13 protein-coding genes are annotated in these 17,145 nt (G+C 59.3%); 10 read left to right on the plus strand and 3 right to left on the minus strand.

The window, feature by feature from the left end; genetic code table 11:
- The first annotated feature begins 2 nt into the window (after positions 1–2).
- The 10 genes from HWW83_RS11120 (at position 3) to HWW83_RS11165 (ending at position 11,876) form a co-directional block, all read left to right on the plus strand.
- Entirely contained in the window at positions 3–1,037 is a 1,035-nt protein-coding gene (locus HWW83_RS11120) for an efflux RND transporter periplasmic adaptor subunit (RefSeq protein ID WP_084710305.1), read from the plus strand.
- Positions 1,030–1,740 (plus strand): ABC transporter ATP-binding protein, encoded by a 711-nt coding sequence (locus HWW83_RS11125; protein ID WP_033644033.1) that lies wholly within the window; start codon positions 1,030–1,032, stop codon positions 1,738–1,740. Before HWW83_RS11120 ends, HWW83_RS11125 begins: the two co-directional genes overlap by 8 nt.
- Before the next feature lie 59 nt (positions 1,741–1,799).
- On the plus strand, positions 1,800–2,894 hold the full coding sequence (locus HWW83_RS11130; protein WP_033644034.1) for an ABC transporter permease: 1,095 nt from the start codon (positions 1,800–1,802) through the stop codon (positions 2,892–2,894).
- On the plus strand, positions 2,891–4,060 hold the full coding sequence (locus HWW83_RS11135; protein ID WP_033644036.1) for an ABC transporter permease: 1,170 nt from the start codon (positions 2,891–2,893) through the stop codon (positions 4,058–4,060). Before HWW83_RS11130 ends, HWW83_RS11135 begins: the two co-directional genes overlap by 4 nt.
- 354 nt (positions 4,061–4,414) lie before the next feature.
- Complete coding sequence (locus tag HWW83_RS11140) at positions 4,415–8,416, plus strand: non-ribosomal peptide synthetase (protein WP_046687623.1); 4,002 nt, start codon at positions 4,415–4,417, stop codon at positions 8,414–8,416.
- Positions 8,413–9,978 carry a hypothetical protein gene (locus HWW83_RS11145; protein ID WP_047025625.1) on the plus strand — a complete coding sequence of 522 codons (1,566 nt, stop codon included), beginning with the start codon at positions 8,413–8,415 and terminating at the stop codon, positions 9,976–9,978. The genes HWW83_RS11140 and HWW83_RS11145 overlap by 4 nt, the downstream gene beginning before the upstream one ends.
- On the plus strand, positions 9,975–10,409 hold the full coding sequence (locus HWW83_RS11150) for a toxin-activating lysine-acyltransferase (protein ID WP_060660372.1): 435 nt from the start codon (positions 9,975–9,977) through the stop codon (positions 10,407–10,409). The genes HWW83_RS11145 and HWW83_RS11150 overlap by 4 nt, the downstream gene beginning before the upstream one ends.
- A gap of 45 nt (positions 10,410–10,454) precedes the next feature.
- Complete coding sequence (locus tag HWW83_RS11155; RefSeq protein WP_033644039.1) at positions 10,455–10,793, plus strand: hypothetical protein; 339 nt, start codon at positions 10,455–10,457, stop codon at positions 10,791–10,793.
- 106 nt (positions 10,794–10,899) lie between these two features.
- Positions 10,900–11,451, plus strand: coding sequence for a spermidine N1-acetyltransferase (speG, locus tag HWW83_RS11160; protein WP_033644040.1), 552 nt, complete (start codon positions 10,900–10,902; stop codon positions 11,449–11,451).
- A 203-nt stretch (positions 11,452–11,654) separates the two neighbouring features.
- Complete coding sequence (locus HWW83_RS11165) at positions 11,655–11,876, plus strand: hypothetical protein (RefSeq protein WP_033644041.1); 222 nt, start codon at positions 11,655–11,657, stop codon at positions 11,874–11,876.
- 280 nt (positions 11,877–12,156) lie between these two features.
- Here HWW83_RS11165 and pstB read toward each other — a convergent pair whose 3' ends face one another.
- From pstB to HWW83_RS11180, 3 genes are read right to left on the minus strand one after another with little or no spacing between them, the layout of a single operon-like run.
- Positions 12,157–12,969: a phosphate ABC transporter ATP-binding protein PstB gene (pstB, locus tag HWW83_RS11170; RefSeq protein ID WP_004941613.1), complete on the minus strand. Its 813-nt coding sequence runs from the start codon at positions 12,967–12,969 to the stop codon at positions 12,157–12,159.
- Positions 12,970–12,997: 28 nt separating this feature from the next.
- On the minus strand, positions 12,998–14,647 hold the full coding sequence (gene pstA, locus HWW83_RS11175) for a phosphate ABC transporter permease PstA (protein WP_046687625.1): 1,650 nt from the start codon (positions 14,645–14,647) through the stop codon (positions 12,998–13,000).
- Positions 14,644–16,815, minus strand: a complete 2,172-nt coding sequence (locus tag HWW83_RS11180; protein WP_060660369.1) for an ABC transporter permease subunit — start codon at positions 16,813–16,815, stop codon at positions 14,644–14,646. Before HWW83_RS11180 ends, pstA begins: the two co-directional genes overlap by 4 nt.
- Positions 16,816–17,145 lie beyond the last annotated feature (330 nt).

A 17,145-nucleotide genomic window follows, 5' to 3' on the forward strand; every position in this document is an offset into this window, starting at 1 on the left:
CTATGCGTTCCCCATCTTCAGAGGCACCGCGCAACTCCGCCCGCCAGCAGGCGTTGCACCTGCTGAACTCGCCTCATACTCCGCCGCGCGGGCGGCCATGGCGCAAAGCGGCGCTCGTCGGAGCGATTGCGCTGGCGTTAGCCTTAGGTCTCGTTGCCGGCAGGGCATGGTTTACCCAGCCAGCAGCGGCCGAGCGCGCCAGCGCCGCCGAGCCTCAGGCCAACACCGCAGCACCTGTCGAGCCAGCGCCCCCTGCGGCGGCCGCATCTGCAGTCACGGCCGCAGGATTCATCAAGGCCTCGCGCCTCTCCACCGTTTCGGCAGAGATTACGGGAACGGTGCAAGAGATTTATGTGCAACGCGGGGACAAGGTAAAAAAAGGCGAGCGATTGGCATCACTCGACGGGCGTTCGCTAAGAGCGCAGCTTGCGTCGCTCCAGGCCAGCCAGCAAATCGCGGCGGGCAAACTCGCGCAGACAGAGTCCCGCCTGCCGCGCGCGCGCAATCAGCTGCAGCGATTGAACCGTTTGTTGCCGCTCAACTATGTGAGCCAGGATGATGTCGATAGCGCCAAAGCGGAGTTGGATTCGTTCGAGGCGCAGCGCCGCCAATATCAGGCAGAATTACAACAAGTGGGCTGGCAGATAAAAGCCAGTGAAATCGACCTGTTGCGTACGATTATCCGCGCGCCCTTCGACGGCCAGGTGGTGTCGTTAGACGCCTCCCCGGGGGAAACGGTCTCGCCCATTTCCGCCGGCGGCGGTTTCACCCGCACGGGGATCGCCACCATTGTCGGTTTGGATGATTTTGATGCCGAAGTTTGGCTGCCCGAAAGCCAGCTGGCGAAAGTCGCGCCCCAACAACGAGTGACAATCAAGCCGGATGGCCTCCCCGATCGACAGATCTCAGGCACCGTCAGCCTTATCTCTTCGGTGGTGGATGAGCAACGCGCGGCGGTTTTAGTCATTATCAAGCTCGCTCAGCAACAGCCCTGGCTGAAACATAATATGTCAATTCAGGTAGATTTTTATGAATAAAACGGCAACCGCGCCGAGCGATCCGGTCGTACAACTGCAACAGGCCGGCAAAGACTATAAAAAAGGGCGCGAGCACATCACGGTATTGCACGATCTTGATTTTAGCCTGCACGGCGGCGAGATGGTCAGCATCATGGGGCCATCCGGCTCAGGGAAATCGACGCTGCTCAATCTGATCTCCGGCGTTAATGTCTGCGATCGGGGCGAGGTATTTTTGCAAGGGCATTCGCTGCATCGGCTGCGACCTGAAGAACGCACCTCGCTGCGAGCCCGCCATATTGGCTTCGTCTTTCAGTTTTATAACCTGTTGCCCGTGCTCAGCGCCGAAGAGAATGTCGCCCTCCCCCTGCACCTTTGGCATATGGACGCCAAACAGCGCCGGCAACGCGTCGACGCCGCGCTGGAGCTGGTTCAGATGGAACACCGGCGCCGCCACTTGCCGGATGAACTCTCCGGAGGAGAGCGCCAACGCGTGGCCATTGCGCGTGCGATAGCCACTAATCCGGATCTGCTGCTGTGCGATGAGCCTACCGGCGATCTCAGCCAGGAGGCGGGGGAGGAAATTATGGATATTATGACGCTACTGAGCCGGGAGCAGGGCAAGGCTATCATCGTCGTGACGCATGATATTCAGGTCGCCGCGCGGGCACAGCGCCAATTCCAACTCAGGGACGGCAAGCTGATCCGTAGGGATATGCCATGAGAGCCGTGTTTTACCTCTGGTTGTGGCGCTCCGCCACTGAGCAGTCGAGAAGATTTATCATGATCTTGCTGTTTATCGCCAGCGGCGTCATGTTGCTGCTGCTCATGCTGACCTTTGATCGCGCCTTCAGCTTAAAGGCAAGCGATCCGCCCGGCGCAGACAACCGGCTACTGGTGCTGAATGCCCTCAGTTCCCAGATGCTGCTGCCGCAGTTTTATCATCAGAAAATGAGTCAACTGCCGGCGTTGGATCGGCTGAGCTGGGGAGTTTGGGTCGGTGCTTACTATCGCCACCCCGGATGGTTCGTGCCCGCTATCGCGGTAGAAGACCAACACTACTTCGCCATGATCCCCTCTTTAAAAATAGCGCCGGGCTTACTGGAGCGTTGGCAGAATGACCGGCAAGGCGTGCTGGTCGACAGCCGTTTTGCGGCGCAATATCGCTTAAAAGCGGGCGATCGGCTGCCGCTTTCATCCGCGATTTGGAAGCTCGCGCCTAACCCCATTCTCGATCTTTACATTACTGGCATCGTTGAAGAAACCCAAACCGACACCCCTCCCGCGGTCTGGATGCATTATGACTACCTCGACAGCGTGAGACAAAATGGCAAGCGGCTGGTGAGTTTTTTTATGGCGACCCCTAAACCCGGCATGTCTGCCGAGAACCTATCCCGGCAGATTGATGCCCTGTTTGGCGCGGAGCGGTTGCGCGGCACCACGCAGACAGCCCCCGTACGCATGCATATAAAATTGTTTATGAGTAAATTGTTCGATTTCCATCGCGTGATTTTTTGGGTCAATCTGGCGCTGTGCCTGTTATTGGCGCTGCTGCTCAGCACCAACTTCTATGTCATGACGCATAAAGCCTTGAGCGACTACCGCACCCTTAATTATCTGGGTTTTCGCAAATCACAGTTGATTAAAGCGGTTGCCGTGCAACTCGGCGCCATCACCTTGGCGGGTGCCATCGTGGGCATAGTGTTGTCGGTTATTTTTATTCTGCTGTTGCCGACGCTGTTCCCCGCCGTATTAAACGCCGTTGAGCCGCATTTCCAGGATTATGCCATCGGCCTCCTGCTGGTCTTTATTTTATCCCTGGTCTGCGCATTGCCCTCCCTCTTGCAAATCGCTCGCCTGCAGGAGGAGAGAAAATGAACCCGCGTTCATCCTCGAAAATCCACCAGCTCGGGATATTGCTGGGCATTGGATTACGCAACCTGTGGCGGCGGCCGCTTTATTTCACCGCGATTCTATCCAGCTTCATTTTTCTCGCGGTCATTGTGACATCGTTATTTTCACTGCGCGCAGGGCTGATCGGCGCGCTGGAGTCGAGTGCGGAACCCGGCCTGTATTTTGCGCAAAGCAAAGACTCCTCTTCCGAACTGACCAGCACGATAACGCGAACGCAGGCGGCGCAACTTTCGCGCTTGCCCGGCCTTGTTGCGGCTTCGCCGGAGTGGGTTGTCCTGGTGCGGCTCCGCCCAGACAACGTGGAGAAAGAGTATCTGGTGCGCGGCGTAACGCCGGCGGCATTCACGCTGATGAACGCGAACAACGGGCAACCGCTGGTCACCCTCACCCGCGGCAGAGCATTTCAGCCGGGGCAAAATGAGCTCGTCGTCGGCGCGTCATTGGCGCGGCATTATCCGGCGTTCCACGTGGGCGAGACCATACGCCTGCACGACCGCGATTGGAAAATCGTCGGTGAATTTACCACCGGCGGTTCGCCGCGGCAGTCCGAGTTCATGGCCGATCTGGAACATATCCGCACCAGCTGGGGCGCGGGACTGGATTACAACCTGGTGGCATTGACCAGCAATGTCACCTCTGTCGAGCAACTGCAACAAGCCATCCAGGGAACGCTCAATGACCGAGTCGCCATTAGCGACAGCCGAACCTACTATGCCGGCAGCAGCGAAGGGTTGGGCCAGGTGCTGCTGTGGTTCGGCCTGTTATTTTCATTGCTGGCGGGGGTGTCGGTGACTGCGGGCATCATCGCGCTGTGTGAATCGCTCATCGCCAACCAACAAGACCAGCTGGCAATAACGCTGCTGCTGGGATTCGGCAGGGTTATTGATGTGTCTTATCTCTGCCAAACCCTCTTGCTGGGCCTGGCAGGCTCTTCCATTGGCGCCTTGTTGAGCATGTTGCTGTTCAACGGCATCACGTTCACCACGTTTGGCCACGCGCATGAGCTGGTGTTCCCCATGATGGTCAGCGGAAAAATGCAGATGATCAGTATCGCTTATGGCGTATTCATCAGCTTTATCGCCTCACTGTTTGTGCTGCCGGCCATTCGCGCAGCGACAAAGGGAAAATAATGCCGGGCGCAACAGAGAGCCGGCGAAAAGCAAGCCGCGCGTCGCCGCCGGGGTGCGGCCCAATAGCGATTAAAAAATGATAGCTACTTAATTTATTGCGGTATGCCCGGCGAAACGCGGCAGAAGATTTTGCGATGACCTTGGCGATAAGGGCAAGGCAATTTCCCCCGCCGGTCATTGTCGCCAACGAAGAGCGCAGGGCATTCATTGAATGAAATCGCGCTAGGTGAAAAACCCAAAGCACTGAATATCAATTACACAGAGATATTGATTTGATTTTGCAGGCCAAAAGAAAATGGAAAGCCTGGTGACAAGGCACTTGAGTACCACTCCAGAACAGGAGCCAGAGAAAAAATGAATGATTCATCCCTTAATAATACCCCCCTGGCGGACACCCAGCAGGGCGTATGGTACGCATCGCAAGCGAGCCACTCTTCCAAACTCTATGCGACGGCGCAAGCCCTGCGCCTGCACGGTGAAATTAATCGGACATTATTGCTCAACGCCATCGAACTGGCTCTGCAGGATATTGAGGTGCTCAACCACCGTTTCCTCGATATCGATGGCACTCCGTCTTTCGGCATCCGCCAGCCTGCTGGCCGCGTGACCGTCTGCGATCTCAGCCATCACGCAGACCCGGAGGCGCTCGCCTGGCGCGCGATGGAACAGATAACGCAACGGGAACAGGGACCGGAGAATTTACATCTTCATGAACATCAGCTGTATGTTTTGAATGAACGCGAAGCGATATGGTTTTCCCGAATACACCATATCGCTTTCGACGCCTACGCCTATTCCCTGCTCCACCGCCGTGCGGGGGAGCATTACCGAGCGCTGTTGCAAGGAACGCCGCCTCTCCCCAGCCGCTTTGTCAAACTGACCACGCTCTGCCAGGACGACGTCCTCTACAGGCAGAGCGCGCAATATGCGGACGATCACCGCTACTGGATGCAGCGCTGCGCGCAGTTGCCTGCGCCGACCTTTCTGGGTGCGCCAGCGCAAGCCATGGCCGAGCACACGTTGGAAGTCGAGACCGTTATCGATACCGAGCTGGCGCTAGCCCTGGGCAGCTTCTACCAAAGCAGCGGGATCGCGTTATCCGACATCTTGCTCAGCGCGTTCGCCAGCTATTTCTCCCGCTGTCAGTCGGGCGAGCGGCAACTGTTGTTCGGCCTGCCCTGCATGGGGCGGCTTGATACTTATGGTGCCCAGGCGGCGGTCACACGCAGCAATATCCTGCCGCTTCTGCTGGATTTGCCGCAACACGCGCACTTTCGCGACGTTTGCGCCACCGTCGCCCGCAGCCGGCGCGAGCTGCTCGCGCACCAGCGCTACCGCGGAGAATGGATCGGCCGAGCCATCGGCAGGGTAGGCGATACTCTGCCCCTTTACGGCATCGAACTGAACATCTTGCCTCCGCCTGCGACGCTCGATTTTGCGGAGCTAAGCGCCACGGTCAAACATATCGCCACCGGCCCCGTACGCGATCTTAACCTCCACCTGGAACTGGGTACGGACCTGCAACCGCGCCGCCTGCGTCTTATCGCCAATGCCGCGCGCCATCATCACGCAGAGCTGCAATTGCATGTGCGGCGGCTGTTGCATTGGATCATGCAGTTGGTTGCGGCGCCGACCCTTCCGCTGCAACAACTGACGCTGCCAGCACCGGCGGAACTGGCGTTAATCGCGCAATGGAACGACACCGCCCAGCCGTTACCCGCCAACACGATCCTCGGCCTGTTCCTCAAACAGGCTCAAGCCACTCCGCATCAGCTAGCCGTGCTCGACGAAAACGAACGGCTGAGCTATTCGGCGCTGGAACTGCGCTCACGGCGGTGCGCGCATGCCCTTGAACGCCATCTGCAAGGCGCTCGCGGCCAGGTGATCGCCGTCACACTTGAACGCAGCGTAGCCTTAGAAGTGGTTCTGCTGGCCATTATGCGTGCCGGCGCCACGCTATTGCCGCTGTCGCCCGAACTGCCGACGCGGCGACAGCAAAAGATGCTCGAGCAGGCCAATGCGGCATTGCTGATAGCCGATCGCGCCGATGACGACAGGTTGCCGGACAGCGTTCCCCGGCTCGATCTCGCCGCGCTGTACTCACTAGCCGCCCATCAGGGCGACGCGGCATTGCCGCTCGTCACGCGGCAAAGCGGCGCAGATCCGGCTTATATTCTGTTCACCTCCGGTTCCAGCGGCGCCCCAAAAGGGGTGATCGTGAGCCATCTTGCCTTGGCCAATCGCCTGCAATGGATGCAGGCCGAATATCCTCTCGGAACGCAGGATCGCGTGCTGCAGAAAACGCCGGCCACCTTTGATGTGTCGATTTGGGAGTTTTTCTGGCCGCTGATCGGGGGCGCAACCTTGGTGATGGCGCGGCCCGGCGGCCATACCGATCCGGCGTACCTGCTGAATTGCATCGTGCAGCATCGCATCACAACGCTGCACTTTGTTCCATCGATGCTGGCGCTGTTTCTCGACGCCGTCGAACGCAGGCCCGAACCGCTGCCGCTGCTCAGGGTATTCGCCAGCGGGGAAGCCTTGTCGCCGGAGCTGGCCCAACGGCAGCGGACATTGCTGACGGCGCCTTTGCATAATCTTTACGGTCCGACGGAGGCCGCCATTGATGTCACTTACCACGCGCTGAGCTGCAGCGACGAGAAGCGCAGCGTGCCTATCGGCCGCCCCATTTGGAATACGCGCATCCACGTGCTGGATCCCTTCGGCAACACCACCCCCATTGGCATCGAAGGGGAATTGCACATTGAGGGCATTTGTCTCGCTGACGGCTATGCGGGCCAACCCGAGCTGACGGCAGAACGGTTTTTCGCCACGGCGGACGGCAAGCGCCTTTACCGCACGGGAGACCTGGCGCGCTGGCGCCCGAATGGCGAAATAGACTATTTGGGGCGGCTGGATCACCAGATAAAAATACACGGGCAGCGTATTGAGCTGGAGGAAATTGACGCGGTTCTCAATCGACATCCGCAGGTGCTCCAGTCCTGTGCCAACATGCATGACGGGCGCATTGTCGCCTATGTCGTGGCCAGCGGCGCCGAGGCCGATGAAAAAGCCTTACTAGCGCTCTGCCGGGAATATCTCCCTGCCTACATGCTGCCGCAGTGCCTGGTGTTTCTCTCCGAACTGCCGCTCAGCCGCAATGGCAAACTGGATAGAAAAGCGCTGCCCGCTCCGCAAAGCCCGCAATCACAGGGCGGTGGCATTCCCTCCTCCCTGACGGAGCAACGGCTGTGCGAATATTTTGCCGATGCGCTGCGCCTGCCTGCCGTGGCGCCTGAAGCCAACTTCTTCGAACTGGGAGGCAACTCGCTGAGCGCCGTTGATGTCGCCGCCCGCATTAACGCCGGCCTGGGTTGGCAAATCACCATCGCCAGTATCTTTGCTCATCCTTCAGCCCGGGCGCTGGCCGAACAAGGCCAGCACTCAGCGCCGGATATGCTCGATGCCACACTGCTGCTGCGCCCTGGCGCCGGCGCTTCGCAAAACGCGCTGCCGACGCTGTTTTGCATCCATCCGGCCGGTGGCATCGCCTGGTGTTACAGCGGCCTGGCGCGTTTTCTCAAAACGCCGTGTGAAATCGTCGGCTTGCAAGCTCAAGGCCTGACGCCGGGCAGCAATATCACCCGAACGATGGATGAAATGGCCGCAGAATATGCCAGGCGCATACGCGCCCATCAGCCCGAGGGGCCTTACTGGATCATCGGGTGGTCGGTTGGCGGCATGATCGCCCACAATGTCGCCATCCACCTAGAGCAACAAGATCAGCAGGTCGAATTGCTGGCGATGATGGATGCCTATCCCAGCGATCTGTGGCGACGCTTCGCTTTTGAAACGCTCAATGGCGAAGAGGAGGAGAGCCTGGCGCTGGCCGCCCTGTTGTTCATTGCGGGCATCGCCTTGCCCTTCGATCAAGAATTGCCTTCGCTGGTCGTGCCGAAAGGCGAGATCCTGCAACGCGCGGAAACAATCGCCCTGTTGCGAAAACACGGCAGCGCCCTGGCCAGTCTGGATGACGGCACGCTCGACCGCTTGATTGACGTGGTGATTAATAGCCGCCGCCTGGTCGGCCAGTCGGAACACGGCCACTTCTACGGTAATTTGCTGTTCTTCACGGCAGCAGCGCCGCGCGCAGAAGACTGGTTGGATTTGGAGGCCTGGCGCCCCTATGTACATGGACGAATACAAAATATCGACATCGACTGCGATCACCCCGCGATGGCCAGGGCGGAAGCATTGCGCGATATCGCCGGGCATCTGGACGCCGCTTTTGCTCGTTTCGCGCAGCGCACGTCCGTATCAGAACTGAACTACACCATAGAGTACATCACCCAATGAGCGATTCTTTTTTACTTAAGGACCTGGCGGAAAATTTAGTGCCTTTCACGGCACACCGGGTTACGTCCTCTCTCATTTGGTCCGCCGAAGAAAAGGCAGACGGCGAAGCGCTGCACGCCGCGTGCAGCTATCTGGTCACTCCCGATACGCCAGGCGCCGTCAAAGTTTTCCACGCGGAACGTTACGGCGGAGGCGGTATTCAACGTAACGGCGGCGGCGCCCGCTGCGGTTTTGATGGCCGTTACCAGGTGAAAGGAATCGGTGCTAATCCGCTGGTCGGGCAAGGTTCGGATTGGTATCACTCCAATGGCGAACTGCGCGCCGAACAGGCGATCTATGAAGCCCTATGGAGCGAAATGCTGGCGCAGACGTTGCCTTATGGCGCCGCGCGCACCCACGCGATTTTGCTCACCGACAGCTATACCCATGGGGATTTCACCCGCACAAAGGGCCGCTCTCGCCGCGCCCTTCTGGTTCGCGAGCCCCTGGTCCGCCCGGCACATTTTGAACGAACGCCCTACTTCCGGCCCAAAGCGGAATATGCAGGGCAGCTCATGCATGACGTTCAACGGGTTAAATCCGTGCTTCGCCGCCTGCCGGACTATTTGCCGGTCCCCACCGCGGGCTTCAGCGAACAGGCCGCTCGCGATCCGCGGCGCCGCTGCCTTGAGGGGATGTATGAGCTCACCAAACGTCTGGCTCGGCAAATGGCGTTTTGCCGCACCCGCTTCCTGATGTTGACCACTTCATCCTCCAACATCACCATGGACGGTAGGGTATTGGATTTTAACGGGCTAACCTGTTTATTCCCCAGCGATCATCGTTACGATTTCGAATACCAGCTCAAGTTTGCACAATTGATGAGAGAACCGGCAATCATTCAGAACAGCCTATCCGAGCTGTGCTTCTACCTTGGGAAGTACCTGTTTGATCGGCCTTTCATTGCCATCGCCCAGCAACAGGTAAAAACCTATTTCTGGCATTTTTTTCAGCAGGCCTGTTGCCGTGGCTATTTGACGCTACTGGGCATTCCCATCGACCTGCTCTCACCGGCGGAGACGCCAAAACCCTTAGAGAGGCTGGCAAACAGTTTCCTGCAGCTGCTTATCCACCGTTGCCGAAAGCTCTATGTCTCAGCGGAAATGGCGGGAGACGAATCGCCGCTGGAACGTTTGGTCGTGACCTTGATTCGCTGCAGCCAAGGGCACCCCGTCCCCACGCATGACGATTTCTCACGGGATGCGCGTTTTATGGGCACCCTGCGCGCTTTCTCGCAGGTCAATCATTGGTTGGTCGAAACCTGCCGCGCCCAGGGAATCGATGCCACCGTTATTCAGAAAGGCATGGCGCAACAGGCTCGCCTCAGGCTGCGGCCCCGCCCCCAGTGCGGGAAAATACAGATGCTCAACGAAATCACGGCTCTGGTGGAGGCCAATGGTGATGACGACCAACGCTTGCGGCAACTGTTAACCGACATGCGGATAAAGGCGGTGGCCTTCGCCAAAGAAACCTTTGGCGGGCAGCCGCTTGTCATCCCCTCCAGGAGAAATGAACCAGCATGACGCTCTATATTCGAGAAACCGCCGGCGGCCAAGAACAATGGTCAGACTATGAGCAGCTTGGTTTTGCCGTGAGCTGCATGTTACATCACCGAAATTACAGCCTTCATCCGATAAAAAGCGTTCAAGAGCGCTTGATATTTGCCATACAGCACGGGCAGATCAAGTTTCTTTTCGACACCAATGACCAACCGCTGGCCTATGTTCTCTGGGCCTGTCTGACGGAGGACACCGAAACGCAATTGCAACGCGATCCGGGGTTCCCACTTCACCCTTCCGAATGGAATGAGGGAGACAGGATATGGCTGCTCGATTTTTGTTGCAGGCCCGGTTTCGCACCTCAGGCAATCAAGCGCTTCAACAAGCTCAAACCCTGGGGAGAGGGCCAGGTGCGCTGGCAGAACAGAAAGAGAAAGGTAATGACGCTGGCCTGATCCGCACGGCCCGCTCCTTAAATAAAACGAATGGAGAGCCCCTCGATGGACGGATTTGTACTCATGGCGATCAAACGAATCGCGGTAGAAACGGCATTTTTCTGTGAAGGCCCCTATGACAGCGATAACGGATTTGAGCGTCTGATGGCCTGTAAAACCCGCAGCGACTTGAACAATAGCGCGTTTGGCGATGTCTTCCTGCATTCGTTTCTTCGCGGCAAAAGCGTGGAAGAAATAAAAAGCGTTGTCCTAAATTCGGCAATTCAATTGATTGTTGCGATTAAAAAAGTATCGGCGGAAATCGCCGAACAAATTTTATTGCAGACTCCATTGCCACCAGAGGCCATAAGTGTCGCCAGGCCAGCTAATACCTGCACCGTCTGAAGTCTGAACCTTGCCTAAACGGCGCCCACGCGGCGCCGTTTTTTTTCGCCTTCATCCATTCTGTGAAGTTATACTTTGCACAATTTCACGGCACAGAGGAGCCCACATGTCCAGCACTGCCAGCGTCAGGTTACGCCCATTGGAACGGGACGATCTGTCGTTCGTCCACCAGATGGACAACAACGCCAGCGTTATGCGCTATTGGTTTGAAGAACCCTACGAAGCCTTTGTCGAACTTTCCGATCTCTACGACAAACACATCCACGATCAGAGCGAGCGCCGCTTTATCATCGAGCACGAAGGCGCCAAGGTCGGCCTGGTGGAACTGGTGGAGATCGATCACATCCACCGCCGCGCAGAATTCCAGATCATCATCGATCCCGCCCACCAGGGCAAAGGCTACGCCAGCACCGCCGCCCGCCTGGCGATGGACTACGGCTTCTCGGTGCTGAACCTGTACAAGCTGTACCTGATCGTCGACAAGGAGAACCCGAAGGCGATCCACATCTACAGCAAGCTGGGCTTTAACGTGGAAGGCGAGCTGATCGACGAGTTCTTCGTCAACGGCGAATACCGCACCGTGCTGCGCATGTGCATCTTCCAGCCGCAATATCTGGCGAAGTTCAAAACGCCGGGCGATAAGCCGCTGGTGAAGTGACGGTCTGCGAGAAAAAAGAGAAAACCCGCGCTGGCGGGTTTTTTATTGGCGAATAACCGGCTAGTATTCGGTGATGCCATTTTTACCGGAAAATGAGCTGATAAAAAATCCAAGAACGTATTTAACCGGAATAGTGGATGAAACAGTAACGCACCGCAATAACAAGAACCTTTCCTCTGAATTTCTACGAAGGAGTAACGTAAATGGCTAAAGTTTCAAACCTGCTGCTTTTTATCGGCCTGGCGATGCTCGCCATCGCCGCCGGTCTAAATACCTATAGCGGCTACGCGCCTGCAGATCCCAACAGCACCCCGCTGTTTTCCCCGCTCTGGTGGACGCGCTGGTTCCCGCTCTATGCCTCGGGGGCTGCGTTGCTGTTGGTGGGGTTGGTATTGCGGGTTACGGCTAAAGGCCGCGCGCATTAAGGATTACCATTTCAGCACCGCCGAGCCCGCCACAGCCATTATCGACATGAACAATTATATTGATCATCACCGACAACATAATTGTGGTTGATAATAAATTGCAGAGAATGGATTGAATTCCACATGATGAAAGATGAATAAAACAAACTCGCCGGCAATCAGACTTATGCCATGCATTAATTCATGCCGGCTTAATGCGCGGGTAAAATAAAACAGCAGACGCAGGCCGACTGCAACGGCCATTGCCGGCGACGGAGCGAAAACCTCCGTCGCTCTCCCCTCACCCATACCGCCCGGTAATATAATCCTCGGTGCGGCGCTGGCGCGGCGACGTGAAAATGGCGTCGGTGTCGTTGTATTCCACCAGCCGCCCCTGATGAATAAAGGCGGTGTAGTCGGAGACGCGCGCCGCTTGCTGCATGTTGTGCGTCACCAGCACCACACTGTAACGCTGCTTCAACGCCGAAATCAGCTCTTCGATGGTCAGCGTGGAGATCGGATCCAGCGCCGAAGTCGGCTCGTCGAGCAACAGTACTTCCGGCTCGATGGCGATGGCACGCGCGATCACCAGGCGCTGCTGTTGGCCGCTGGACAAGCGGAAGGCGTTTTCGCGCAGCCGGTCCTTCACCTCATGCCACAGCGCGGCGGCGCGCAGCGAACGCTCCACCGCTTCATCCAGCAAGCGCCGGTCGCGCACGCCCTGCAGGCGCAGGCCGTACACCACGTTTTCATAGATCGATTTCGGGAACGGGTTCGGCCGCTGGAACACCATGCCCACCCGCCGCCGCAACGCCGCCACGTCGATCTGCGCGCCGGAGATCGCCGCGCCGTTCAGCTGCAGTTCGCCCTCGATGCGGCAGTTGTCCACCAGATCGTTCATGCGGTTGAAACAGCGCAGCAGCGTCGATTTGCCGCAGCCCGAAGGGCCGATCAGGGCCGTCACCCGGTGTTTCGGGATACGCAGCGAGATATCGTGCAGCACCTGTTTGTCACCATAAAACAGGTTCAGGCCGTTGACCGCCAGCGCGGTCTGTTCATCGTCGAGATGCTGGACATCCAGCCGGGGCAAACTGCCTGGCGTCATCAAACCCATTACGCACTCCCCAAAAATAGCGTCATTGTTACTGCGACCATGCTCGGTACCGCTCCCTCAGCGAATGGCGGATGCCCATCGCCGCCAGATTCAAACTCACCACGATCGTCACCAGCAAGAAGGCGGTGGCGAACACCAACGGCCGCGCCGCCTCCACGCTCGGGCTCTGGAATGCCATATCGTAGATCTGGAAGCTCAAATGCATGAACTTCCGCTCAAGGTGCAGATACGGGAAAATCTCGTCCACCGGCAGCACCGGCACCGATTTCACGACCCCCACCAGCATCAGCGGCGCGGTCTCCCCGGCGGCGCGCGCCACCGCCAGGATCAGACCGGTCATCATCGCCGGCGCCGCCATTGGCAGCACGATGCGCCACAGCGTCTCGGCCCGGCTGGCCCCCAGCGCCATCGAGCCCTGCCGCAGCGAGGTGGGTATGCGCGACAGCCCTTCCTCGGTGGCGACGATCACCACCGGCAGCGTCAGCAGCGCCAGCGTCAGCGCCGCCCACAGCACGCCGGGCGTGCCGAAGGTCGGGTTGGGCAGGGATTCAGGATAGAACAGCTGATCGAGCGTGCCGCCTATCATATAGACGAAGAAGCCGAGGCCGAATACGCCATAGACGATCGAGGGCACGCCGGCCAGATTGACCACCGCGATGCGGATCACCCGCGTCAGCAGATTGTTGCCGGCATATTCGTGCAGATACACCGCCGCGATCACGCCAAACGGCATCACCACGATCGACATCAGGATCACCATCAACACCGTGCCGAAAATGGCCGGGAACACCCCGCCCTCGGTATTCGCCTCACGCGGGCTGTCGATGAGAAACTTCTTCACCTGCTCGCCCCAGTGCGCCAGCTTCTCGGAGGTGCTCATGGCGTTCGGGTACCAGGCATCGCGCACCTGGCTGAGCGGAATGGTCAACGTCTGCCCGTGCATGTCGCGCAGCAGCAACGCGTCGCGCTGGCGATCGCGGTTCAGCCCCGCCAGACGTTCGGACAACAGCTGATACTGCCGCTGCAGCTCCAGCCGTTCGGCCTTGATGGCGTCCTGTGCGCGGGCGTCCAGCTTATCGTCGCGCTGCAGGCGCTTTTCCCGCAGCCGCAGCGCGTCAAACTGCTGATTGATGCGCGCCATGTCGCGGAATTGAATGTCGTGCGCCTGGCGTGAGAGCGCGGCGATTTGCGGCAGGCGCTGCTGCAACGCCTGCCCCAGATTGCGGCCGGTCAGCGGTTGCCCGTCTTCCAGCAGCCCCGCCAGATAGCCGTAAGCGGTGCCGTGGCTGTCGCGCTCCAGCACCAGCAGGCTGCGCGGCGAGCTTTGGCTGCGGATATCGCTGGCCAGCAAGGTGCGGAAATCCTGCCCCTCGCGCTCGCGGTTGCCGACCTTAATCAGATAACGTTCGACGTTCTGCGCCTCGCCCGGCGGCGTGACGCCCGCCTCAGCCAGCTGGCGCCGGGAAATGCTTTGTTGCTGGTACAACTCGCCGATCACCGTCACCGGCCCGGCGCCGTTCTGATTCAGTTCGAACTGATAAACCGGGCTCGGCCAGAAATAGCGCATCCCCTGCCCGGCCAGCAGCAACAGAATGCCGATCAGCGCCAGCAGGCTGACGGCGACCGAACCGGCGGTCAGCCACACCCACGGTGACCCGCTCTTCACCCAGTTTTTCATGGCGCCTCCTGATTCGGCGTGTAGCGCTTGCGCAGCCGCAGGCGCACCGCCTCCGCCAGCGTGTTGAACACGAAGGTGAAGACAAACAGCACCAGCGCAGTCAGGAACAGCACGCGGTAATGGCTGCTGCCGGAAACCGCCTCCGGCATTTCGATGGCGATATTGGCCGCCAGCGCTCGCAGCCCCTGGAACAGGCTGCCGTCGATAATCGGCGTGTTGCCGGTGGCCATCAGCACGATCATGGTTTCTCCCACCGCGCGGCCAAAGCCGATCATCAGCGCGGAGAAAATGCCGGCGCTGGCGGATGGCAGCACCACCTTGATCACCGTCTGCCATTGGGTGGCGCCCAGCGCCAAAGAGCCCTGGCTCAGGGTGGCCGGCACGCTGAACAGCGCATCCTCCGCCAGCGAGAAGATGATCGGCACCAGCGCGAACCCCATCGCCACGCCCACCACCAGCGCATTGCGCTGGTCATAATTATCCCCCAGCCAGAAATGCAGCGGCTCACCGAACAGCGCCACCTCCAGCCACGGCCCCAGGCTGAACGCCAGCCACACCGTCAACGCCAGCAGCGGCAACAGCAACAGCAGATCGACGCCCGGCCGGCAGCGCGGCATAAAGCGATGGGTCAACGCGCCGCACAGCAGCACCGCCGCCGCCAGCAGCAGCGGCAACGCCAGCACCGCCAACAGATACTGCTCGATGATCGGCGCCAGCCAGATGCCGGCCACCAGCCCGATCACCACCGTCGGCAGCGCGCCCATCACTTCGATAGCCGGTTTGATCACTCGCCGCAGCCCCGGCGTCATAAAGTAAGCGGTATAGATGGCGCCGGCCAACGCCAGCGGGATGGCGAACAGCATCGCGTAAGCCGCCGCCTTGAAGGTGCCGAAGATCACCGGCATCAGGCTGAATTTAGGTTGGTAGCTGTCTTCGCCGGAGGTGGACTGCCAGACATAGGCCGGCTGCGGGTAGTTCTCATACCACACCTTGCCCCACAGCGAACGCCAGGTGACGTCCGGATACGGGTTGTCGAGCGCATAGCGCTGCCAGCCCTGCGCGCTCTCCAGCAGCAGGCCATCGCCGCGCGGCGCGAACGCCATTTGCCGCACCTCGGCGCCCAAACGGGTATTCAGCAGCGGCTGGGATTGGATCGTGGAGAATAACGAGAAGCCGCCATCGGGCCGCAGGGTGGCGAACACCCGGCGATAAGGTTCAGCCACCGTCAGCTCCTGCCCGTCGGCGCCGTGGTCGAAATGCTGCACCGGCGTCAGTCGCCAGCGCTGCTCTTTTTCCACCTCAAACCACTCGCGCAGGTTGCCGTCGGCGCCCTTGATCAGCAGCGCGCTGCCGCCGGGCAGCGCCGTCATCTGGTACGGGGCGTGTTCGCCCAAGGTGCGCGTTTCACGCAGTTGCAGCTGCGCGCCGTCGATCTGGTAACGCGCCAGCCGGTTGCCCGCCAGCAGGTAAAGCTGGCGGCCATCCGGCGTCAGCACCAACTGCTCTGCGTCGTGTTCCAGCGGCCGCTCGCTGAACTGCGGCGGCCGATCCGGGCTGAAACGGCCGAACACCAGCCGCCGATCGTCGGTCACCCCGGCCAGCAGATACTGCCCGCGATGCGCGTCCGCCAGCGACAACAGCTTCAGCGGCTTGCGCTGCGGATCCAGCGCCAGCGGCGGTTGGCCGAGTGGGAACAGCCACTGCGGCCGGCCGTTTTCCGCCGTGGCGAAATCCGCGCGCGCCACCACCAACCGGCCGTCGGCCTGCGCCAACGCGAACAGATCCCGCTCTCCGGCGGCCTGCGCGAGCAGCGCCGGTTTGGCCAGCAGCGTTTGCTGCACCAGCGGTGTCTGGGCCTGGCCGCTCGGCGCCGGCGACAGACGATAAAATTGCCCCGTGCCCTGCGCATCGATGCGATAACCGACGCGCTGCTGCACGTCCATGCCCAGCGCCAGCGCCGGGGAAGACGCCACAATCGGCAGCGGCTGAACTTGCCCAAGCGAGGCCGGTTTGAACAGCGGCAGCACCGCAAACAGCAGATAAACGAAGATCAGCATCAACGTCATCAGCACCATCAGCCCGCAGGCGGTCACTGCCGCCTGCACGCCGCGGTCGATGCGCCCGCGCAGGCGATCTCGGGGATGTTGATTTGCCGTCGTCTGTGTCATGTGTCTCGCTGTCGCTGATGTAATCGGGCTTACGCCGTAAGATAACCGGGCATCTTATGTCAGTTTTATGACGTTTGCATGACAAAGTTACCCGACTCAACCCAGGTTTTTTACACTGCCAACAGACAATATGAATTTGATATATTGCTGAAAAATGACCATAAACACGCTTTATAACGCCAAGAATAAGCCTGCTAACCGTCATTTCATGCTGATCGTTTCACTGCCGGGCATCCCGCCGCGGGGAAAATTTATTGTCGGCGAAAAACGCCGCGCGCCAACGCAATGGATATGTTGGACTTTCCTGTCAATCTCTCGCAATAATGATGA

The sequence above is a fragment of the Serratia ureilytica genome, assembly GCF_013375155.1.
Taxonomy (GTDB): domain Bacteria; phylum Pseudomonadota; class Gammaproteobacteria; order Enterobacterales; family Enterobacteriaceae; genus Serratia; species Serratia ureilytica.